16 protein-coding genes are annotated in these 20,014 nt (G+C 71.2%); 8 read left to right on the top strand and 8 right to left on the bottom strand.

The features are described from left to right. Window positions 1–2: 2 nt before the first annotated feature. Window positions 3–707 carry a hypothetical protein gene (locus ACESMR_RS19790; RefSeq protein WP_373048848.1) on the bottom strand — a complete coding sequence of 235 codons (705 nt, stop codon included), beginning with the start codon at window positions 705–707 and terminating at the stop codon, window positions 3–5. Window positions 708–821: 114 nt separating this feature from the next. Between ACESMR_RS19790 and ACESMR_RS19795 the strand changes: the two genes are divergently transcribed. Then, window positions 822–1,481: a M50 family metallopeptidase gene (locus tag ACESMR_RS19795; RefSeq protein WP_373048849.1), complete on the top strand. Its 660-nt coding sequence runs from the start codon at window positions 822–824 to the stop codon at window positions 1,479–1,481. Between the two features lie 11 nt (window positions 1,482–1,492). Here ACESMR_RS19795 and ACESMR_RS19800 read toward each other — a convergent pair whose 3' ends face one another. The 5 genes from ACESMR_RS19800 to ACESMR_RS19820 are packed head-to-tail and all read right to left on the bottom strand — an operon-like array spanning window position 1,493 to window position 7,159. Next, window positions 1,493–1,996, bottom strand: a complete 504-nt coding sequence (locus ACESMR_RS19800) for a peroxiredoxin family protein (protein ID WP_373048850.1) — start codon at window positions 1,994–1,996, stop codon at window positions 1,493–1,495. An 8-nt stretch (window positions 1,997–2,004) separates the two neighbouring features. Then, complete coding sequence (locus ACESMR_RS19805; protein ID WP_373048851.1) at window positions 2,005–2,661, bottom strand: MBL fold metallo-hydrolase; 657 nt, start codon at window positions 2,659–2,661, stop codon at window positions 2,005–2,007. Between the two features lie 14 nt (window positions 2,662–2,675). After that, entirely contained in the window at window positions 2,676–3,803 is a 1,128-nt protein-coding gene (locus ACESMR_RS19810; protein WP_373048852.1) for an MYXO-CTERM sorting domain-containing protein, read from the bottom strand. A 59-nt stretch (window positions 3,804–3,862) separates the two neighbouring features. Continuing rightward, window positions 3,863–4,972 (bottom strand): DNA topoisomerase IV subunit A, encoded by a 1,110-nt coding sequence (locus ACESMR_RS19815; protein WP_373048853.1) that lies wholly within the window; start codon window positions 4,970–4,972, stop codon window positions 3,863–3,865. Beyond that, window positions 4,973–7,159 (bottom strand): DNA topoisomerase VI subunit B, encoded by a 2,187-nt coding sequence (locus ACESMR_RS19820; protein ID WP_373048854.1) that lies wholly within the window; start codon window positions 7,157–7,159, stop codon window positions 4,973–4,975. 270 nt (window positions 7,160–7,429) lie between these two features. On the opposite strand from ACESMR_RS19820, the gene ACESMR_RS19825 reads away from it, so the two are divergent. Beyond that, entirely contained in the window at window positions 7,430–8,341 is a 912-nt protein-coding gene (locus ACESMR_RS19825; protein ID WP_373048855.1) for a zinc metalloprotease HtpX, read from the top strand. A 238-nt stretch (window positions 8,342–8,579) separates the two neighbouring features. Next, complete coding sequence (locus ACESMR_RS19830; RefSeq protein ID WP_373048856.1) at window positions 8,580–8,861, top strand: STAS domain-containing protein; 282 nt, start codon at window positions 8,580–8,582, stop codon at window positions 8,859–8,861. Window positions 8,862–8,927: 66 nt separating this feature from the next. Here ACESMR_RS19830 and ACESMR_RS19835 read toward each other — a convergent pair whose 3' ends face one another. Continuing rightward, a complete protein-coding gene (locus ACESMR_RS19835; RefSeq protein ID WP_373048857.1) occupies window positions 8,928–9,461 on the bottom strand; it encodes a hypothetical protein in 534 nt (177 codons plus the stop codon). A 221-nt stretch (window positions 9,462–9,682) separates the two neighbouring features. Between ACESMR_RS19835 and sppA the strand changes: the two genes are divergently transcribed. The 5 genes from sppA to ACESMR_RS19860 all read left to right on the top strand — a co-directional run bounded on the left by sppA (window position 9,683) and on the right by ACESMR_RS19860 (window position 18,568). Beyond that, window positions 9,683–12,199 (top strand): signal peptide peptidase SppA, encoded by a 2,517-nt coding sequence (gene sppA, locus ACESMR_RS19840; RefSeq protein WP_373048858.1) that lies wholly within the window; start codon window positions 9,683–9,685, stop codon window positions 12,197–12,199. 432 nt (window positions 12,200–12,631) lie between these two features. Then, on the top strand, window positions 12,632–14,551 hold the full coding sequence (locus ACESMR_RS19845; protein ID WP_373048859.1) for a DnaJ domain-containing protein: 1,920 nt from the start codon (window positions 12,632–12,634) through the stop codon (window positions 14,549–14,551). 5 nt (window positions 14,552–14,556) lie between these two features. After that, window positions 14,557–15,903 (top strand): transcription termination factor Rho, encoded by a 1,347-nt coding sequence (rho, locus tag ACESMR_RS19850; protein WP_373048860.1) that lies wholly within the window; start codon window positions 14,557–14,559, stop codon window positions 15,901–15,903. Window positions 15,904–16,074: 171 nt separating this feature from the next. Continuing rightward, a complete protein-coding gene (locus tag ACESMR_RS19855) occupies window positions 16,075–16,779 on the top strand; it encodes a winged helix-turn-helix domain-containing protein (protein ID WP_373048861.1) in 705 nt (234 codons plus the stop codon). Window positions 16,780–16,834: 55 nt separating this feature from the next. Next, complete coding sequence (locus ACESMR_RS19860; RefSeq protein ID WP_373048862.1) at window positions 16,835–18,568, top strand: sensor histidine kinase; 1,734 nt, start codon at window positions 16,835–16,837, stop codon at window positions 18,566–18,568. Between the two features lie 82 nt (window positions 18,569–18,650). Here ACESMR_RS19860 and ACESMR_RS19865 read toward each other — a convergent pair whose 3' ends face one another. After that, window positions 18,651–19,928, bottom strand: a complete 1,278-nt coding sequence (locus ACESMR_RS19865) for a porin (protein ID WP_373048863.1) — start codon at window positions 19,926–19,928, stop codon at window positions 18,651–18,653. Window positions 19,929–20,014: the final 86 nt, after the last annotated feature.

A 20,014-nucleotide genomic window follows, 5' to 3' on the forward strand; every position in this document is an offset into this window, starting at 1 on the left:
CGCTATCCTTCCTTGCCGCCCTTTTCGCCGACGAAGAACTCTTCCTTGTCGCGGAAGAGCACGTTGAAGGTCGTGAGCGAGCCGTAGCACCTGGTGATGTAGCTCTGGAGCTCGACCTTCTCGGCGTCGGTCATCTTGCCGTTGCCGTTGATCTTCGCCTCGAGGACCCGGAGGCGATCGCGGATCATCACCACCTTGTGGAGCAGCGAGTCGATCGGGATCTCGCGGGGCTGGAGCTCCGGGTTGGCGGGCTTGAGCACCACCGAGCCGCCCTCCCATTTGCCGGCGAGGGCAGGCGTGTCGCCCTCCCCGATTGCTTCGCGGATGATCTCGATCAGCTCGTTGCGGGTCATGGAAAGGATGTCTCCGATTTCGACGTCCGGCGCTGCAGGCCGGGTGAAGCTTTGCGTGACGACGCTGCCGCCGCGGCGGACGGTCGGCCCGACGATGGTCCTGGCCCGGCGCCTGGTGGGCTCCTCCACCGGCGCCGTGGGGATCTTGCTGCCGCGGGCGAGGTAGCGCTCGCAAGGCGCCGCGGTGGGGGGCAGGTCGCCGCGGCCGGGCTGGAGCCTGCACGGCCCCACCCAGCGCCCGCGGCTGTCCTGCATCTGCGGCCGCCACATCAGGCAATTGCCACAGACCTTGTCGGCGGGACCGATGGCCTTGCGGGCTTCGGTCAGGGGATCGAGCACTGCGTCATCGCTCATGGGGCACGAACCGTAGCGGGCGCCATCGGGGGGGTCAACGCGGCGTCCGGGCCTTCACAACCATGCGGCCGGTGGAAAACTGCCCGGTCGCCCTTCTCGTGGTATGCGGGCGGGATGCGCCTCGCCCCGCTCCTCGCGCTCGCACTCCTCGTGGCGGCAGCCCTCTGGCTCTGGGATTCGTGGACGGTCTACCCGCTCAAGCTGCTGGTCGTCCATTTCCACGAGAGCGGCCATGCGCTCGCCACCTGGCTCGCCGGAGGGCGGGTCGACTCTATCGCCGTCGACTTCGCGCAAGGGGGCGTCACCCGCAGCCGCGTGCCCGCCGGCCTCTTCCCCCACGTGCTGGTGGCCTCCGGCGGCTACCTGGGCTCGATGGGCTTCGGCGCGGGGATCCTCTACTGGGCGGGCAGGAGCGCGAGCGGCAAGCCGGTGCTCGAGGGCCTCGCCGCCTTCCTGGTGGTGGCGCTGGGGCTTTGGGCCCGGGACGGCTTCACCATCTTCTTCACCGCGGCGATGGCGCTCCTCTTCGCGGTGCTCGCCAGGGTGCTCCCGCCGAAGTGGAGCCGGATCACCGCCCTCTTCCTCGGCGTCTTCAGCGCGCTCTACGCGCTCTGGGACATCCGCGACGACCTCATCCTCCGCCAGAGCAGCAGGAGCGATGCAGGCGTGCTCGCAGCTGCCACCGGGATCCCGGCGCTCTTCTGGGCGGTGCTCTGGCTGGGCCTCGCCTGCCTCGTGCTCTGGCTGGCGCTGCGGAAGAGCGCGCTGCGCTGATCCACGCGAGCCTACCCGGCGTTGCGCGCCACGGTCGCCGGCGCGATGTCGGGCAGGCCGTCGGAGCGCGGGCTCGCGGTAGGCGCCTCGGCACCGACCAGCTCCGCCGCCCTGGCGGCGAGGCCGTTGTATTCACGCCGGGCCCAGCCCTCCAGCGAGGCCACCACCCGCTGCCGATCGACGAGGAGGACGGTGGGGGTGCGGCCGACCTCGAGGGCGTCGGAGGCCATGTAGGACGAGGCGTCGGTGCAGAGCTCGACGGTGCCGAGGCCGTGCTCGGCGGCGAAGGCTGCGGCGTCGCCGGGATCGTCCTGCGCCACGCCCACCACCACCAGCCCCTTGGGCTGGAGCTTCTCCGCGATCCGGCCCACCGCCTGCGCCGCGTGGCCCGAAGCGGCGCAATCGACGCGGAAGACCAGGACGAGGGTGGGCGCCGGTCCGCCGAGGTGGACGGTGCCGCCGCCGACCCGGGGGAGGAAGAGCGAGGGAAAGGGGGCGTCGGGTGCGAGCGTCATCGAGTCCTTCAGGTGCGCGGGCGCATTCGGTACGCGACGAACGAAGCGAGATCGCCGCGCTGGAAATAGGGGTTGGTGGCCTTCTCCTCACCGATGGTGGAGACGGGCCTGTCGGCATAGTTGTGGCCGGGGAAGACGGCGGTGCGGTCGGGCAGCGCACCGAGAACCCGGTGGATCGAGTCGAACAGCGCCGCCGGATCGCCGCCCTCCAGATCGCAGCGGCCGCACCCCCCGATGAAGAGCGTGTCGCCGGAGACCAGCGCCTCGTCGAAGTGGAAGCATTGCGCGCCGGGCGTGTGGCCGGGCGTGTGGACGCAGGTGATCCGCACCGGGCCCACCTCGACGCGGTCGCCGGGACCGACGGCGGTGACGTCCCCGCCGAGCCCCTGGAGCATGGGGGAGATCGCGATCTCGGCCCGCTGCGCGTAGACCCGCACCCCGGGCTTGCGCTCGAGGAGCGGCTGCACGCCGTTCACGTGGTCGTGGTGGTGGTGGGTGAGGAGCGCCGCGGTGATCTCCTTGCCGTCCTCTTCCGCCGCCCGGAGGATGGACTCCACGTCCCAGGCCGGATCGACGACAGCCACCTCGCGGGCACCGGCGGCGCCGACGAGATAGATGAAGTTCGCCATCGGTCCGAGCTCGAGCTGCTTGACGTAGCGTTCCATCCCCGCCTCCCCGCTCATGTCGAAGATCCGGACGAAGCGGCATCCTGTTGCCGCCGCCGACGCAGCGCAACCCCGCCGAGCGCGAGGAGCGCGAGGCCGGAGCCCCCTTCTGCAGCGCCGCAGCCACAGCGCCCTTCCGGTTCGATGGGACGGGCGATCGGGGGCGGTTCCTCCGCGGGGCCCTGCGGGAGCTCGGGCTGCGGAGCCGCAGGGGCGGTGGGCTGCTGCTCGACACCGGGGCCGGTGCGCCCCAGCCAGATCGCCACCTCGAGATCGCTGGCGCGCTCCGGCATCACCTCGGCTGCAGGCGCCTCCGGCTGCGGCGTGCCACCGGCACCTCCGGCAGGCGGCGCCGCCTCCTGCTGCCCCCCAGCACCGGGGACGACGCCGCGCTCCTGCTGCTGCGTCCCTGGCGCGACACCCTGCTCCTGCACGCCCTCCTCCTGCCCGGTGGCCTCGCCGCGCAGCGCCGGCACGAGGTGGGCCGGCGGCAGCGCCAGCCCCACCCGCCTCCCGGCGCCGGTGAGCAGGTAGATCCGCTCCCCCGCCGCGTCGCCGGGGCTCGCCGGCTCGAGGAAGAGCACGCCCCACGCCCCAGGCAGGGGCGCCCCTGGCTGCAGGCGGTAGCGACCCTGCTCCTGCGCGATCCGGTAGCTGCCGTCCGGCTCGAAGCGGACCTCCACGCCGTCCTCGGTGCGCCAGCTCCCCACCAGGAGCTGCTGCGCCGCGGCCCAGGCGCGGAGCCGATCCTCCAGCTGCGCCGGCAGCCGGTAGAGCCGGACGAGCTCCGGCTCCTCGCCGGGCCTGCTCCGGATCAGCTCGAGCTCGTTGGGGGTGCCCGCCCTGAACACGAGGCGGCGCTGCTCACCGGCGTGAACCTCGAGCCTGCCCGCCCGCTCCGCCTCGAGCACCGCCCCGGTCCAGCGCGAGCGGCCACCGCCGCACTCCTCGAGGACCTCGAGGGTGGGCTGGCTCTCGATCACGAGGTAGCAGGGGATCTCCTGCGGCGTCTCCGCCTGCAGGGCGCGGAGGAGCTCGCCCGGAACCCAGACGCCGGAGAGGGGCGCGGCGCTGCCGGCCGTCTGCGCGGAGGCGGCGCCGATCGCGAGGAGAAACGAAGCGAGGAAGACGAGACAGCGCATCGCGCCAAGGTTGGCAGGCGCTGCCCCGGAAGGCCAGCGCTTCGGTCCCTCGAGAACGCCTATTCGAGGAAGTCCCGCTCCGCCAGCTTCCGCGGCAGATACTCCTCGGTGATGAAGGAGATGCCGCGGCGGGAGAGGGCCTCGATCTCGTATTTCTTGTTGTTGCTCGCCATCGCCTCGAGCTCCCGGCGCCACTTCTTGTTCTGGAACCAGGGGTACTCGAGCATCTGCTTGATCCGCTTGTGGTCGCCGTCGTCCATGCGGATCGCGACCTCGGCGGGCAGATCGTAGGTCTCCGGATCGAAGGAGGAGATCCCGACGAAGCGCGCCCCCGGCACGGCCATGCGCATCGACTCGTAGGCCAGGTTGATCGAGCCCTGCTTGATCACCGAATAGATGTAGAAGCCCCAGGGATCGTTGTCGACGAGGACGTAGAGCGGGAGCTTGAGCTCGCTCGCCATGCGCTGCACCAGGCGGCGCACGCCACGGGGGGGCTGGCCACCGCCGTGGATGAGCATGCAGCTCTCCTTCTTCCAGTATTTGTCCTCGTTGAAGCGGCTCCACACCGCTTCCTTCTCGACGAGGAGCACGTACTTCGCCTCGTGCTTGCCGAAGCGGATCACCTCGGGCTCGACGATCGAGGGGACGCCCCAGCCGCCGGAGCCCTGCCGCCGCAGGTCGATGGTGTCGCCGGAGTCGATGATCGTCATCGGCCCCACCATCAGCCCCTTGCGGTTGGCGAAGAGATGGAGCTCCTCGCGGAGCGCGTCGACCGTCACCTCGAGATCTTCGATGATCGGATCGGACTCGTCCTGCTCCTCGAAGGTGTTCTGCTTCGTGTCACCAAGCGTGTGCTTGGTCATGTAGTAGAGATCACGGATGCTGGTGGTCTTGCCGGCCTCGAGCAGCTCCTTGCAGGCGCTCGCCACCAGGAAGGTCTGCATGAATTTGCGGGCCTGCGACACGTTGAAGAACGTGCGCTCCTGCTTGTCCTTGCCCAGCTCGATGATCTTGCGGCGTGCGTTGAAGTGCACGTTGGAGAGGGTGCGCAGCGGCACTTCGAGGCGCGGATGCTTCTTGCGCTTCACCTCGGAGACCACGCCCAGGGCGAGCTTCTCGATCTTGGCGAGCGTCTGCTCCGCGATAGCCGAATCCTTGCGAGTGGCCATTTAGCGCTCCTCCTCCATCACTTCGCCGTCCTCGTCGTCGTCGCGGCGTTTGCCGCCCTTCGCCACCCGGTCGAGGATCTCGTCGGTCTCCTCGCCGCCGGTGACGTCGCGGGCCATCTCGAGGAGCTGCGCCTTCACCGTCTCCCGATCGGCGCCGGTGAGCTCGTGGAGCGAGCGCGCCACCTCCTCGATGTAGAGCTCGAAGATCGAGCGGCGCTTCAGCTCGTAGGCCGCCGCCTTGCGCTTGCGCAGGAAGGCGGCGAGCTTGCGGCCGCACTCCTGGAGCGCCAGCCGGATCTCGGCGAGCAGCTCCGGGTAGTGCGCGATCGCCTCCTTCGACTCGGAGGTGAAGGGGACCCACACCGAGGCGATGTGCACGAGCAGCGCCATCGGCCCCACCGGCAGGCCACCGCGGGGCTGTTGCAGCTCGTACTTCTTCCAATCGGTCTTCACCACCCCGTCGGTGACGCCGCAGGCGCCGCGCTGGAAGAGCAGCGGCACGCGGTTCGCGAAGCGGTAGAGCTCGATCTGCTTGTCCTGGGGCCAGTCGCCACCCCAGGCCAGGCCCACCTCCACCTGGAAGGGATTGCCGCGGTAGACCTTGGGCGGCCTGGTGGTGGAGACGATGAAGAATTTCTTGCCCTTGATCAGCTCTTCGCCGGGCTCCGGCGGCGCTGCGTCCGCAGCGGCCTTCTCGATCTCCGCCTGCCGCTCCTCGGCGCTCTTCTCCTTCAGCTTCTTCCTGCCGCGGCCCCGCTTGCCCTTCCCCTCGAAGAGATCGAGGTCGGGCATCTCCTCCGCCTCGTCCTCCACCACGCTGAGGAAGGAGATCAGGCCCTTGCGGATCAGCTCGTCGCCGATGGGCGAGAGGCAGTTGGTGGGCGGCGCCATGATCTTCGTCTCGAGGATCCCCTTGCGCAGCTTCTCCGCCACCTCGCGATCCTCGGCGAGCTCGCCGGTCCGGAGCTTGAGACGCAGCCCGGCGTTCCGAAGGATCTCGTCGGCGACCAGCGCGGAGACCCGGGAGAACTCGTTCTGCAGGAAGGAGCGCACGTCGCGGTGCTTGCTCTCCTTCGCCATCAGCATGAGCGTGCCCACCTCGACGCCGTAGGGGTGGGGCTTGATCTCGAGGGCTTCCTTGGGCGGCTCCTCCGCCGCCCGGGGGAAGTGGATCGGCTCGGCGTTGGGCCGCTTGTAGGTCAGGGCGAGGTGCGGGTTGGCGAGGACGGTCTGCTCGACGTAGCGCAGCAGGTAGCGCTGGCCGCGGCCGTAGTCCGCCTGCATCTCGATCTCGACCCGGGTGCCGTGGTCCTTCTCGAGCTTGATTTCGTCGTCGGCGACCACCACCGGCACGTTCTTGCGGGTGTCGATCTGCACGTCGAGGCGGTGGCCGGGCCGGCCCCTGCCGGTCTTGGTCCAGACCTGCACCGGCTTGCCGGTGGTGATCTGCCCGTACATCGCCGCTGCGGAGATGCCGATGCCCTGCTGGCCTCGGGACTGCTTGAGCCGGTGGAATTTCGAGCCGTAGAGCAGCTTGCCGAAGATCTTCGGCACCTGGGCCTTGACGATGCCGGGGCCGTTGTCCTCCACGCCGACCACGTAGCGGTCGCCCGCGCCGGGCACCTCGCGGATCTCGACGGTGATGTCGGGGAGGATCCCCGCCTCCTCGCAGGCGTCGAGGGAGTTGTCGACCGCCTCCTTCACCGTGGTGAGGAGCGCCTTGGTGGGCGAGTCGAAGCCCAGCAGGTGGCGGTTCTTGGAGAAGAATTCCGAGACGGAGATCTCCCGCTGCCTGGTGGCCATCTGCTCGGCGGTGGCACGGCGCTTCGGCTTCGGCGCCCGCGGCGGCTGCTCGGCCTCCGCCGCCTCGGTGAACGCCTGCGGCGGCTCCACCGGCAGCGGCGGCGCCTGGACCTTGCCGCGGGCCCGGCTCCGCGCCGGCTTCGGCTCGGCCCTGGCCCGCCGGCTCGGCTTCGCTGCAGGGGCAGGGGCCTTCTTCGGCGGCGCCTTCTGTGTCTTCGAGGCCTTCTGCGCCTTCCCCGGCTTGCCGCCCACCACCTTCGGAGGAGGCGCCCCGACCTTCCGGTCGACCGCCCGCGACGCCGCCGGCGCAGGGCCCAGCAGATCGAGCTGTCCCGAGGAGGTGCGCCCCGCCTTGCGGCCCGCCGCGCTCTTCGCCTTCGCCATCTGCGTCCTCCCTGGAGCTACTGCACACGGGTCCAGCAGCCCCGATAGCACCAACCGAGGCCGACCCGCAAAGCGGCACCTGTTGAAAACCGCCGCCGTGCCGGGAGGTTTCCACGCCCCGGGGGACTTTTCCTGCAGGGTCCGCGGTTGCAGGGCGAGCGTGCGGCGGCAGCCTATGCTACCTGCGCGCCTGCAGGGCCCTTGCCTTTCCGCCGGAATGGTTAGGCTGGGAACGCACGCAGCACCACCGGCAAACCGGCCGAGGAGACGATGGCTTTCGACGCGACCCGCAGCTTCCCCACCGCACCCCGTTCCGCCAGCAGCGGCTTCGGCAACTGGCTGAAGACCGGCGTGCTCCTCGCCGCGATGACGGCGCTGATCCTCGTGGTCGGCAACCTCATCGGCGGCGCCACCGGCGTGCTCATCGCCGGCGTCTTCGCGCTCCTCTCCAACTTCGTCGCCTTCTGGTTCTCGGACACGCTGGCGCTGAAGGTGCACGGCGCGCGCCCGCTGGAGCGCAGCGAGGCGGCCTGGATCCACGAGAGCGTCGAGCGCCTCACCCAGCGGGCCGGGATGCCGATGCCCCGGCTCTACCTCGTCCCCAGCCACACCCCGAACGCCTTCGCCACCGGCCGCAGCCCGGAGAAGGCGGCGGTGGCGGTGACCACGGGCCTCCTCCAGATCCTCGACCGCCGCGAGGTCGAGGGCGTCCTCGCCCACGAGCTCGCCCACGTCCAGAACCGCGACACCCTGATCGCCACCATCGCCGCCACCATCGCCGGCGCCATCTCGGGCATCGCGCACATGATGCAGTGGGCGATGATCTTTGGCGGCGGCAGGAGCGACGACGAGGAGGAAGGCGCAGGCGGCCTCGTGGGGATGCTGGCGCTGATCATCCTCGCCCCGATCTCGGCGACGGTGCTGCAGCTGGCGATCTCGCGCTCGCGCGAGTACGGCGCCGACGCCACCGGCGCGGCGATCTGCGGCGACCCGCACGCGCTGGCCGATGCACTGGAGAAGCTGGAGCGCGGCGTGCAGTACGTGCCGGACAACGGCCACCCGGCCCACGCCTCGCTCTACATCGTAAACCCCCTTGCGGGGCGCTCGATCCTCCAGTGGTTCGCCACCCACCCGCCGATCGCGGAGCGGGTGAAGCGGCTGCGGGCGATGCGCTCGAACTGACGCCTGCCGTTGGATCCACGACAAGCGAGAGGGCGGCCTGCAGGGGTCGCCCTCTTTCTTTTTCGTGGAGCCAGGGCCTCCCCGCAGGCGTCTCCGCCGGTCGGGGTAGCCTGGTGTTCACCAGCCCCAAAAGAGACCGGCGCGCGACCTTGCGACACCACCGCCCGATGCCCATCCTGCGTCGGCTTCCGAGACGGCCTCGAAAGCAGAGCCAATCAATGCGTCCGGAGAGTTTTCCATGAGCGAGCTGACGATCGAGCCGGAGATGGGGGAGGGTGGGATCCGCTTGCGCCTGGGTGGCGTCCTCGACGGAAGCGGGGCCTACCTGCTGCGCGACCAGATCAACCAGGCAGGCCAGCCGGTGGTGGTGGATTTCTCCCGCCTCCAGCGCCTGTCGGACTTCGGTCTGGGGATCCTCGCGATGGGCCTGTCGGAGATGCCCAACGAGGTGCAGTTCCTCGGCCTCGGCCACCACGCCCAGCGGATCCTCCGCGCCTTCGGCGTCGCCAACGCCGCCTGAAGTCCACGCCTGGCGCGAAGCCACGGCCGGTGCCCTTGCGGGTGCCGGCCGTCGTCGTTCGGGCCCTTAGTTGAGGCCGGTCCGCTCCCCGCTGCGCCGCCGCCCCAGGAGCGCGGTGGAGAGGGCGCCGGCGCCACCGGCGCTCGCCGCCACCGCAGCCTCGCTCCGCTTGCCGGCGAGGCCCAGCGACACGGCAGCCGAGAGCGCCACCAGGGCGAGGACCACCGAGACGGTGATGGCGCGGTTGCGGGCCACCGGCGCCGGGTGGGGCCGGGCCGCCTCCAGCAACATCTTGCGGATGGTCGGATAGAGGGCCCGGGCAGCACCACAGCTCTCGCAGCGCAGGTCGCGGTGGTAGCCCTCGTAGCCACAGGCAGGGCAGGCGATCACGTGGTTCTTGCCGCAGCCCCTGCAGCGCTCGTCGGGGCTGCGGTTGCGTTCCCCGCAGGCGAAGCAGACCCACAGGCCGGCGCCGTGGAAGTCCGCGGCGCCGCAGACCTCGCACAGCCGGTCCCCGTGGAGGTCGCAGCTGCAATGGGGGCAGCTCCTCGGCGGTGGATCACGGTGTGGTTCGAAGGGATGCGAGCCGGCGAGCGACACGTTGCCTCCTCCTCCTGCCTGACGGTTGGAACCTAGCGCCGCCCTGCCGCAGGCGCGACCCCACCGCCGGAGGAAGCATCTCTCTTGCGCCGCCGTGGCGGCGACCGCATGCTCCGCCCCTGGCCCTGCGTCCGAGCGGACGTAGCTGCCGCTCCCCTGCAAGCGGAGGCCGTCCGTAGCTGCCTCGGCGCCGATCGGACGGACTCCCCGAAGGAGCCACGGTGCACCGCCTGCTCTCGTCCGCCTGCGCCCTCGTCCTCGCCGCTTCTCCCCTCGCCGCAGCGGCGCAGATCACCGCCGAGCTCGCCCGCGCGCCCACCGACGGCCTCGAGCAGCCCGCGGCCTCCGGCGCGATCACCGAGGGTCCCGCCGCTGCAGTGGTCAACCCCGCCGCCATCGGCCTGCAATCGTTCTCGCTGCGCTACCTCCACCAGGAGGGGGTCGACGGCGGGAACTACGCCAGCGGCAACGGCGACGGCCTCTACCTGGGCGGCAAGCTGGTGGGCCCCCTCGGCGGCACCTTTGCGGTGGAGTGGCTCCGCCACCAGCCGGGGATCGGCGACTACCGCCGCACCACGTGGGCCCTCTCCCTCGGCGGCGAGACCCTCGCCCTCGGCGCGGCGCTGCGGCTCTTCTCCGCGGATCTCGACGCCCTGGAGGACGTGGTCTCGGTGGACGTGGGCGCCATCGCCAGACCGGAGCGCTGGCTCAGCGTCGGCTTCACCGTCGCCGACGTGGACGCCTCCGACTTCGGCGGCACCCGGCTGCCCCGTCGCTACATCGGCTCGGTGGGCCTGCGCCCCGTCGGCGACTGGCTCACCCTCGCGGTGGACGGGGTCGTCCTCGGCGCCGAGGCCCCCGGCGACGAGAACGGCTTCGACGCCATGCGCCTCGGCTACACCGCCCGCGCCGAGGTCCTGCGGGGCGTGAGCCTCATCGGCGCCCTCTCCCACCGCGTGGACGGCGAGGGGCCGGTGGCTGCGCAGCTCGGCCTCGCCCTCGACTTCGACCACCTCGGCCTCGAGGCGACGCCGATCCTCCAGAGCGGCGAGGGCGACCCCGGCTTCCTCGTCGCGGCGGAGGTGAGCAAGGCGTCGCGGCAGGGCATCGGGCTGAAGCGGAAGGGCCGGATGGCGGTGGTGGATCTCGACAGTGCCATGCGCACCGCAACCGGGCTGCAGCTCTTCCCCTCCCGGCAGCGGGACGCGATGGTGGACGCGATCGAAGGATTGCACCGCCTCGCCGGCGACGACGGCGTCGAAGGCCTCGTGGTCAAGCTCCGCAGCCTCCCCGAGGTGGGACAGGGCGAGGCCTTCGAGCTGCGGCAGGCGCTGCTCGACTTCCGCGCCAGCGGCAAGCCAGTGGTGGCGCTCCTCTCCGGCGGCGACGACACCGAGTACTACGTGGCCAGCGCCGCCGACCGGATCTACGCCACGCCGGAGTCGGCGCTCTTCGTCAACGGCTTCGCCACCCGGGTGAACTTCTACGCCGACACCCTGTCGCTCCTGGGCGTCGACGTGGAGGCGGTGAAGGTCGGCGCCTACAAGAACGCGCCGGATCAGCTCACCCGCAACGACATCTCCGACGAGCAGATCGAAGTGATCGACTCCCTCCTCGACGATCTCTTCGGCCGCTACGTGGCTGCAGTGACCGGGAGCCGGAAGATCGACGAGGCGGCGTTTCGCGCAGCGCTGGAGACGGGCATCCAGTCCGGGAGGCTGGCGAAGGAGCTCGGCCTGGTCGACGACCTCGTCTACCCGGACGAATTGGAAGAGGAGCTGGAGGATTGGCTCGGTCGCAGGGTCACCCTGGCCGACAAGGCGCTTCGACCGGAGGCCTGGGACTCCTGGGGGGCTGCGCCGATCGTCGCCATCGTGCCGATCGAGGGGACGATCACCGGCGGCAGGAGCGGCGGCGACTTCGGCTTCGTCGAGACCACCGGCGCCCAGACCGTGGTCGACGCCATCGAGAGCGCCTCGAGCGATCCGCGGGTCCATGCGATCGTCCTCCGGATCGATTCGGGCGGCGGCGACGCTGCGGGCTCCGAGCGGATCTGGCGGGCGATCGTGAAGGCCCGGGACCGCAAGCCGATCGTCGCCTCGATGGGCGACGCCGCAGCCTCCGGTGGCTACTTCGCCGCGGTGGGCACGAAGCGGATCTTCGCAGCCCCCGGGACGATCACCGGCTCGATCGGGATCTTCTGGCTCAAGCCCTCCTTCGAAGGCCTCCTCGACTTCGTGGAGGTGAAGAGCTACCGCAGCCTGCGCGGCGACCTCGCCGACATCGGCAGCCTCCAGGACGATTGGTCCGAAGCGGAGCGCGCCGCGATGGAGCGCTACGTCGAGGACGCCTACCGAGGCTTCGTCGAGGCGGTGGCGGAGGGCCGGTCGCTCCCGGTGGAGGCGGTGGACGCGGTGGCCCGCGGCAGGGTCTGGACCGGTGCGCAGGCGTACGAACGGAAGCTGGTCGACGAGCTCGGCGGCCTGTCGCAGGCACTCCGCTACGCCAGGGAGCAGGGGGGGCTCGGCGCGGAGACGGCGGTGGAGTACCGGGTCTACCGGCCCGGCGCCGCGCTCCTCTCCCTCGGCCCTGGCTTCGCGCTCACCCTCGAGACGCCGCAGCTCGAGCTCCCCGACCCGGTTGCGGCGCTGGTCCGGGACCGGCTGCCGCCTGCCCTCCTCCTGCCCAACGAGCGGGGGCTCTGGGCCCTCGCGCCCTTCGAGATCGAGGTTCGTTGAACCACCGGGCCGGTGTTTCGTCGCGCAGCGACCGGCCTCCCGTGCGGCGATTTCTTCTCCGCACGTGCCGGAATGCCGGTTGTCGCCCGGTATCGACCGTGCTAGAACCGCCAATGGGTTCATCCGCAGGGCGAGAATTCCGCCGGCGGACGAGCTGCCGGTAGATCGAACCGCACTCGTTTTTCGAGGCAAGCGCCACGAGGCGCTGCCCCAGCAGCCAGAGCGCGGGCCGTATCGGCCGGATGCGACGGTGGCAAGAGCCGGGCACGTGGGGACGGACCTCCCGAGCCGGCTGCGCCCTGCAGACGCCTGAAGAGTTTCCGGCCGGTTCGTCCGGCCCCGCACCGATCCGATTTGTCCACGCAGGGGCTCCCACGCCCCCCATCGCCGGTGATCCGCTTTCCCCGGCTGCGCGAGAGCCCTAGGTTCCGCATGGCGAGCAAGATCCTCATCCTGAGCGACGACGACGGGGTGCTCCGGCCTGCTGCCGATGCGCTCGGCGCGCTGGGTGGGATCGTTGCGACGGAACGGTCGGCGGAAGCTGCCCTCGGGCGGCTCCTCGCCGGCGAAGCCGATGTGGCGGTGATCGACGCCGACCTCCCGGGTGGGGCTGGGCCGCGCACCGCGAACGAGCTGCAGCGACGGATGGGCACGCTTCCCGTGGTGCTCCTCGCCGCACGCGAACGGCAGGACCGGGTGAACGAAAACGGGCAGCGCCGCCAGGCGACAGTGGGCAAACCGATCCGCGCCGAAGAGCTGGGCGAGGCGGTGCGACACGCCCTCGAGCCAGCGCTGACCGCCACCACCCCGGGGCCCGCCCTCCCGCCCCACCTCCCCATGGCAGGGCAGCTCCGCGAGCGGCCCGTCCACGTGGTCCTCGGCGAGATCTGCCGGCGGCGGGCCACCGGCGTGCTCGACCTCGACGCGCCGGGATTCCGCGCCCGGATCTTCTTCGAGGAGGGCCTGGTGGTCTCCGGCACCTCCAACGAACCGCGGACTCTGGCGGGCTATGCGGACGTCGCCGCCGGGGCCCTGCCCCGTGCGCAGCTCGACGCGGCGCTGGCCCACGTCCGCTCCGCCCGGGTTCCGCTCCACGAGGCGCTGCGCGCCACCGGCGCCTTCGACGACGCGGCCCTCGCCGCGGCGCTCTCCCGGCAGGCCGCCGCTGTGGTGGTGCGCTCCTGCTCCCTGCCGTCTGGTGGCTGGTCGTTCGTCGAAGGCGAGCGGGCCCCTGCGGTGGTGGCGCGCCACCATCCCCTCGCCCTCGCGCTGGCCGGCGTGCGCGCCGCCTACCCTGCCCCGACGATCCGCGCCTGGCTCGATCGCCACCGGAACGAGCGGCTCGCCGCCCATCCCGAGCTGGAGACGCTCCTCGCCGAGGCCGGGATCTCCTCCGCTCTCGCCGCAGCGGCCCTCGGCGCCTCCACGGCGATGGAGCTGCTCACCCGGCTCTCCGAGGAGGAGCTCGCCCTGCTTTTCACGCTGGCGGGCTTCGCGCTGCTGCGCTTCGCGCCTGCCGCAACCCCGGGGCATGGACCCCGCCCGCCGGTGGTTTCCCAGCTGCAGGGAGAGGCCCGGAAGGCGCGGCAGAGCGCCGCCTCCAACCGCGGCACGCCGCTCTCGGCAGAGGAACGGCGGGCCGTCGAGGCGGAGGATCGTCGGAGCGAGGGATGCACCTGGTACGAGGTGCTCGGGCTTCCTCCCGAAGCCGCTCCTGCTGCGATCAAGCAGGCCTATTTCGCCGCGGCGAAGCGTTGGCACAGCGATGCCTTCGCCGGGCGTGACCTCGACGGGCTCGCGCCCCTCGTCGAGCGCATCTTCGCGCGGGTCTCGGAGGCCCACTCGGTCCTCTCCGATCCCGCGAAGCGGGCAGAGTACGACGTCTTCCTCGAGCGGAAGGCGAAGGGCCTGCCCACGGACGTCGCCGCGGTCCTCCGGGCCGAGGAGATGTTTCTCAAGGCGCAAGCGCTCTATCGCACCCAGCGTTATGCGGATGCGGAGGCGCTGCTTCGGCAGGCGGTGGAGATCAATCCCGCCGAAGCCGAATTCTGGGCGTACCTGGGCGCCTCCGCCTACCAGGCGCACGGCTTTGCCGCCGCTGCGCAGGCACGCGAGGCTTTTGCCCGGGCCCGCGCCCTCATCCCCCGGTCGTTGGTGACGGAATATCTGGAAGCGCAGCTGGAGATCGGAGAAGGCGAGCTCGACGCCGCCGAGCGCCGGTTGCGGAAGATCCTGCTCGACAAGCCGGACCACCAGGAGGCGAGGCGCGACCTGCGCACCCTCCGCGAGCGCAAGGAGAGGGAGTCCGCCACCGGCCGCGGCTTCCTCGGCACGCTCTGGAAGCGAAAGTGACGCGAATGGCAGCGAACGAGTTTGGCGACGCACAGATGATGGCAGCGCACCCCGGCACCGAGTCGGGCTCCGAGAACCGCCCTGCGGCGCAGGGTGGCGAGGGCCGCGCCGCAGCTGGCGGCGAGCCCCAGGGTGAGGCAGGCCGCAAGAGGCGCCGGCGCCGCAGGGGTCGCCGCGGTGGCGGTGGCCAGGGCCCGCAGCCCGGCGCCGAGGGTGGCGCGGCAGCGGCACCGCAGCAGCAGGCCTCGGCGCAGCCGCAGCTGCAGCAGGTCGAGGGCATGCTCGACACCGAGGTGAAGGGGCAGAACGCCTACCTGCGCCGGCCCGAGAAGAATTTTCTCCCGAGCCCGGACGACCCGGAGATCCCCAAGCACCTCGTGCAGCGGCTCCGCCTCCGCTCCGGCGCGCACCTCGTCGCCGGCGCGCAGCAGCGCGGCAAGCTGGTGGTGCAGCGCGTGGAGACGGTGGACGGCGTGCCGCCCGAGCAGGCCTGGAACCGGCCCGACTTCTCCGGCCTCACCGTGATCGATCCGATCCGGCGGATCCGGCTCGAGACCAACGGCAAGGAGCAGCTCACCCGCGTGCTCGATCTGATCGCTCCGATCGGCTTCGGGCAGCGCGCGCTGATCGTCGCGCCGCCCAAGACCGGCAAGACGATCATGCTCCAGAAGATCGCGCAGGCGATCAGCGCCAACCACCCCGACGCGGTGCTGATGGTGCTCCTCGTGGACGAGCGTCCCGAGGAGGTCACCGACATGCGCCGCTCGATCCAGGGCGAGGTCTACGCCTCCTCCTCGGATCGCTCCTCCGCCGATCACCTCAAGGTGGCGGAGATGACCATCGAGCGCGCCAAGCGGCTGGTGGAGCAGGGCAAGGACGTGGTGGTGCTGCTCGACTCGATCACCCGCCTCGCCCGTGCCTTCAACAAGGAGATCGAGTCGTCCGGCCGCACCATGTCCGGCGGCGTGGACTCCAAGGCCCTCGAGAAGCCGAAGCGGATCTTCGGCGCCGCCCGCAACTGCGAGGAGGGTGGCTCGCTCACCATCATCGGCACCGCGCTCATCGACACGGGCAGCCGCATGGACGAGGTGATCTTCGAGGAGTTCAAGGGCACCGGCAACATGGAGGTGACCCTCGATCGCGCCCTCGCCGAGAAGCGCATCTTCCCCGCCGTGAACATCCCGCAGTCGGGCACGCGCAAGGAGGAGAAGCTCTTCACGCAGAAGGAGTACGAGAAGATCCGGCTCCTGCGCGTGGCGCTCTCCAACTACAAGCCCGTCGAGGCGATGGAGAAGCTGCTCAACAAGATCGGCGAGTTCCGCTCGAACGACGAGTTCCTCTCGGCGGTCTGATCGCCGCGGCCATCCTCGTGGCAGCCGATGCCGTCCCGGCTCTCCCGGGGCGGCATCGCCGTCTTCGGGAGCGCGTTTCCCTCGCGTGACGGCCGCGTGACGGGAAGGCGAAATCATCGGAGCGGCAGCTGCTCGGCTTGACGAAGGCGCGGGATGGGGCAGAGTGAGCCCGTGGCCAAGATTCTCATCGTCGAGGACGAGACCGATCTCCGCGACCTGCTCGCCTGGAACCTGAAGGCGGCGGGCCACGAGGTGGTCGAGGCGGCGACCGGCGCGGAAGGGATCGCGCAGGCGCGGCGCATCAAGCCGGACCTGATCCTGCTCGATCTCATGCTGCCCGACGTGCCGGGCACCGAGGTCTGCCGCAGGGTGAAGAGCGACGCGGCCTTCGCCGGAACGCGGGTGGTGATGCTCACCGCCCGCGGCGAGGAGATCGACCGGGTGGTCGGCTTCGAGCTCGGCGCCGACGACTACGTGGTGAAGCCCTTCAGCGTCCGCGAGCTCACCCTGCGCATCGGCGCCGTGCTCCGGCGGGGCAAGCCCGAGACGCAGGAGGAGAAGCCGATCGTCGCGGGCAGGCTCCTCGTGGACCGACCCCGCCACAAGGTGGTGGTGGACGGCGAGGACGTCGCCCTCACCGCCCTGGAATTCAAGCTGCTCTGGACCCTGCTCTCCCGGCGCGGCCGGGTGCAGTCCCGCGAGCGCCTCCTCGAGGACGTCTGGGAGATGAGCCCCGACGTGACCACGCGCACCGTCGACACCCACGTGAAGCGGCTCCGCGAGAAGCTCCTCGGCGCCGGCGACTACGTGGAGACCGTCCGCGGCGTCGGCTACCGCTTCGCCGAGCGCGTGGACGGCGAAGAGGGCGAGGGCTGAAGGGCTGTCCGGGAATCGTTGGACGAGCCTCGAGCGTCCGTTGTCCGGAGGCGCAGTGAATTTCGGCATCGGCGGCCGCCTGCTGGTCGCGCATCTGATCCTTTCCCTCGTCGTGCTCGGCGCGGTGGAGCTGGCGCTGCGGCCCATCCTCCGCGGGGAGCTCGAGTCGCAGCTCGACGAGCGGCTGCGCGTCGCCGCCAGCGCCCTCGCCGAGCAGCTCGACGCGGGGATCGATCCCGAAACGGCGGTGCAGCGGCTGGGCCGCGCCACCGGCTTCCGCATGAGCGTCGTCGGCACCGACGGCTTTCTCGCCGCGGACAGCGCGGTGCTCCCGCCGGAGCTTCGCGCTGCGGGCTCCCACGCCGGCAGGTCCGAGGTGCTCGCCGCGCGGCAGGGACTGGTGGGCCTCGCCGAGCGGCGCTCGACCACCACCGGGATCGAGACCCACTACGTCGCCGTCGATGCAGGTGGGGGCAGGGTCACCAGGGCGGCGGAGGATCTCGCCTCCCTCGACGATTCGATGGCGGCCGCCCACCGCGCCGTGCTCCTCGCAGCGGGCCTGGGGCTCCTCATCGCCGCGCTCCTCGGCGGTGCCGCCTCCCACGTCGCGGGAAGGACCGTGCGCGACCTGCAGGTCGCGGCGCGGCGCATGGCCGCGGGCGACTTGAGCAACCTCACCGTGCCCCGCGGCCCCGGCGAGCTGGGCGACGTGGCGGTGGCGCTGGAGCGGCTGGCGGGACGGCTCGCCGAGCAGATCGGCAGGCTCACCGCCGAGCGCGATCTGCTCGACGCCGTCCTCGCTGCGATGGAGGAGGCGGTGCTGGTGCTCCGCCCCGACGGATCGCTGCTCCTCGCCAACGAGACGGCGAAGCACCTGCTCGCCCTGCCCCGTAGCGCGCAGGACCAGCCGCTGATCGAGACGGTGCGCTTCCCGGCGCTCCTCGATGCGGTGCAGCAGGCCTCCTCCGGCAGCGCGGCGCCCCTCGAGCTCGTCCTCCAGGGGCCGCCACGGCGCGAGCTCGTCGGCCGCGCCGCCCCGCGGCCCGAGGGGAGCGAGGCGGCGGGGGGGGTGGTGGTGCGCGACGTCACCGAGCTGCGCCGCCTCGAGGCGATGCGCCGCGATTTCGTGGCCAGCGCCTCCCATGAGCTGCGCACCCCGGTCGCCGCGATCCGCGGCTACGCCGAGACCCTCGCCAGCGGCGCCCTCGACGATCGCGCCACGGCGGAGCGCTTCGTGGGTGGCTTGGGACGGCAGGCGGAGCGGCTCTCCCGGCTCATCGACGATCTGCTCGATCTCTCCCGCGTCGAGTCGGGCGGCATCCGCCTCGCGCCGGAGCCGCTCGCAGCGGATGCGGCGTTGCGCCGCCTCGCCGAGGCGGCGCGGGATCGAGCGGAGCGCAAGGGGTTGGCGCTCCTGGTCCGGAAGCCGGCGGAGGGGTTGCACGTCCACGCGGATCCCCGGGCCATCGACATGATCGTCGGCAACCTCGTCGACAACGCGATCAAGTACACGCCGGCAGGCGGCACCGTCACCCTCTCTGCGGAGGCGGCGGAGGGCGCGGTGCGCCTGGTGGTGGCAGATACCGGGCCGGGGATCGAGGCGCAGCACCAGGGACGGATCTTCGAGCGTTTCTACCGGGTCGATGCAGGCCGCTCCCGCGACGTCGGCGGCACCGGCCTCGGCCTCGCCATCGCCAAGCACGTCGCCCAGCAGAGCGGCGGGGACGTCGGGGTCGAGAGCCAGCCTGGCGCCGGCTCGCGATTCTGGGTGCGGCTGCCGGCTGCCTGATCGCGGGAATCGCCTCCGCAAAAGAGAAGAGCCGTGGGGAGCGATCCGCACGGCTCTCTCCGCTACCTGCGTGGCGTTTGGTTCACCACGCTGCCTGCAGCTGCAGTCGGACCTGGTTGGCGCCATCCTCGAAGGCGATGGCGTCGAGTCCGTCCACCTCGGTGCCCCAGAGGCGGAAGTAGTCGGCCTGCACCTTGAGCTGGTGGCCGTGGAGGTACCAGCTCACGCCGCCGCCGAGCTCGCGGCCCGCCTCGGCGAGCGACTCCCGCAGATCGAGCGAGGCGCCGTCGAGGGTGTGCTGCTCGGTGTAGCGGGCGGCGATCTCCCAGTGCGGCCCGATCATCTGGCCGGCCTGCACGAACCAGCCCCACCCATTGCGCGGATCGACGACGACGGTCTCGCCGCCCGCCTCGCCGGTGAAGGCACCGTCACCGCGCTCGTCCCGCCAGATGAACTGCGAAAGGACGGAGAGGCCGCTCCACTTGAAGATCGCGTCGGCCTCGAGGTGGAGGTAGTCGAAGCCCTCGAAGCCCTCCAGGGTGGAGAACTCCTCCCGGAACGCGGACCCGCGGTTGCTGTTGGTGCGGATCGCGTTCTGGTTCCAGGCGATCGAGGCACCGAGGGCGAGACGGGGATCGGCGGAGCGATCGAGGTCGGCCTCGACGTAGTCCTCGAAGGCGCCGAAGGGCCGGTATTCGGCGCGGGCGAGGTAGAGGAAGCCCGCGGGTGCCTCGACCCTGCCGCGGCCATCGCCGCCGTAGAAGCCGAGCCAGTAGCCGAAGCGGCCGTCGTTGCCGAAGAGGTCGTCGGAGTGGAGCGTGAAGCCGATGTCGCGATCGAGGGTCATCTCGGCGATGAGCGGCGAACGGTCGACCAGCTGGAGGTCGCCGGACGAGATCACCCGCTGCCGGTCGAAGGGGATCTTGTACATGCCGATCCGCAGCTGGAGATCGCGGAGCTGCTGCAGCTCGAGGTACGCGTCGAGGACGGGAGAGCCGGTCTCGTCGAGGTCCCGGGGCGCGAAGGCCAGCTCCATCTTGTAGGTGATGTCCTCGTCCCAGACGTAGCCGTCCATGGCGAGGCGCGCACGCCGGATGTAGAGGTCCGTGGACAGGTCGCCGTCCGCCTCCGAGAGGGTCTCGAGCACCTGGAAGCGACCGCGGAGCCGAAGGCGGTAGTCGCCCTCCTGCTCGAAGACGACACCCTTGCCCGGCTTGGCGGTGACGACGACGCCCTTCGGCGTCTGCGCCTCGCCGGCCTCGGCGGGCTCCTGCGCCGCTGCAGGGGTGGCGGCGAGCAGCAGGGCTGCGCCGGTGAGGGAGGTCAGGGTCGAGCGCTTCGGCACGCTGTGGCGGGTCATGTCGATTCCTTTCCGTTTCGATGGCGGCTCGATGGCTACGCCGTGGCGCCAAGGTGCAGGGCCCAGGTGGCAGCTATGTGACAATC

The sequence above is a fragment of the Vulgatibacter sp. genome (assembly GCF_041687135.1).
GTDB lineage: Bacteria > Myxococcota > Myxococcia > Myxococcales > Vulgatibacteraceae > JAWLCN01.

Bases quoted from the DNA above. Each gene is read 5' to 3' on its own strand.
- rho (WP_373048860.1), top strand. From the start codon at position 14,557: ATGGCAGCGAACGAGTTTGGCGACGCACAGATGATGGCAGCGCACCCC.
- ACESMR_RS19830 (WP_373048856.1), top strand. From the start codon at position 8,580: ATGAGCGAGCTGACGATCGAGCCGGAGATGGGGGAGGGTGGGATCCGC.
- ACESMR_RS19845 (WP_373048859.1), top strand. From the start codon at position 12,632: ATGGCGAGCAAGATCCTCATCCTGAGCGACGACGACGGGGTGCTCCGG.
- ACESMR_RS19815 (WP_373048853.1), bottom strand. From the start codon at position 4,972: ATGGCCACTCGCAAGGATTCGGCTATCGCGGAGCAGACGCTCGCCAAG.
- ACESMR_RS19810 (WP_373048852.1), bottom strand. From the start codon at position 3,803: ATGCGCTGTCTCGTCTTCCTCGCTTCGTTTCTCCTCGCGATCGGCGCC.
- ACESMR_RS19800 (WP_373048850.1), bottom strand. From the start codon at position 1,996: ATGACGCTCGCACCCGACGCCCCCTTTCCCTCGCTCTTCCTCCCCCGG.
- ACESMR_RS19865 (WP_373048863.1), bottom strand. From the start codon at position 19,928: ATGACCCGCCACAGCGTGCCGAAGCGCTCGACCCTGACCTCCCTCACC.
- ACESMR_RS19790 (WP_373048848.1), bottom strand. From the start codon at position 707: ATGAGCGATGACGCAGTGCTCGATCCCCTGACCGAAGCCCGCAAGGCC.
- ACESMR_RS19805 (WP_373048851.1), bottom strand. From the start codon at position 2,661: ATGGAACGCTACGTCAAGCAGCTCGAGCTCGGACCGATGGCGAACTTC.
- ACESMR_RS19795 (WP_373048849.1), top strand. From the start codon at position 822: ATGCGCCTCGCCCCGCTCCTCGCGCTCGCACTCCTCGTGGCGGCAGCC.
- ACESMR_RS19825 (WP_373048855.1), top strand. From the start codon at position 7,430: ATGGCTTTCGACGCGACCCGCAGCTTCCCCACCGCACCCCGTTCCGCC.
- ACESMR_RS19820 (WP_373048854.1), bottom strand. From the start codon at position 7,159: ATGGCGAAGGCGAAGAGCGCGGCGGGCCGCAAGGCGGGGCGCACCTCC.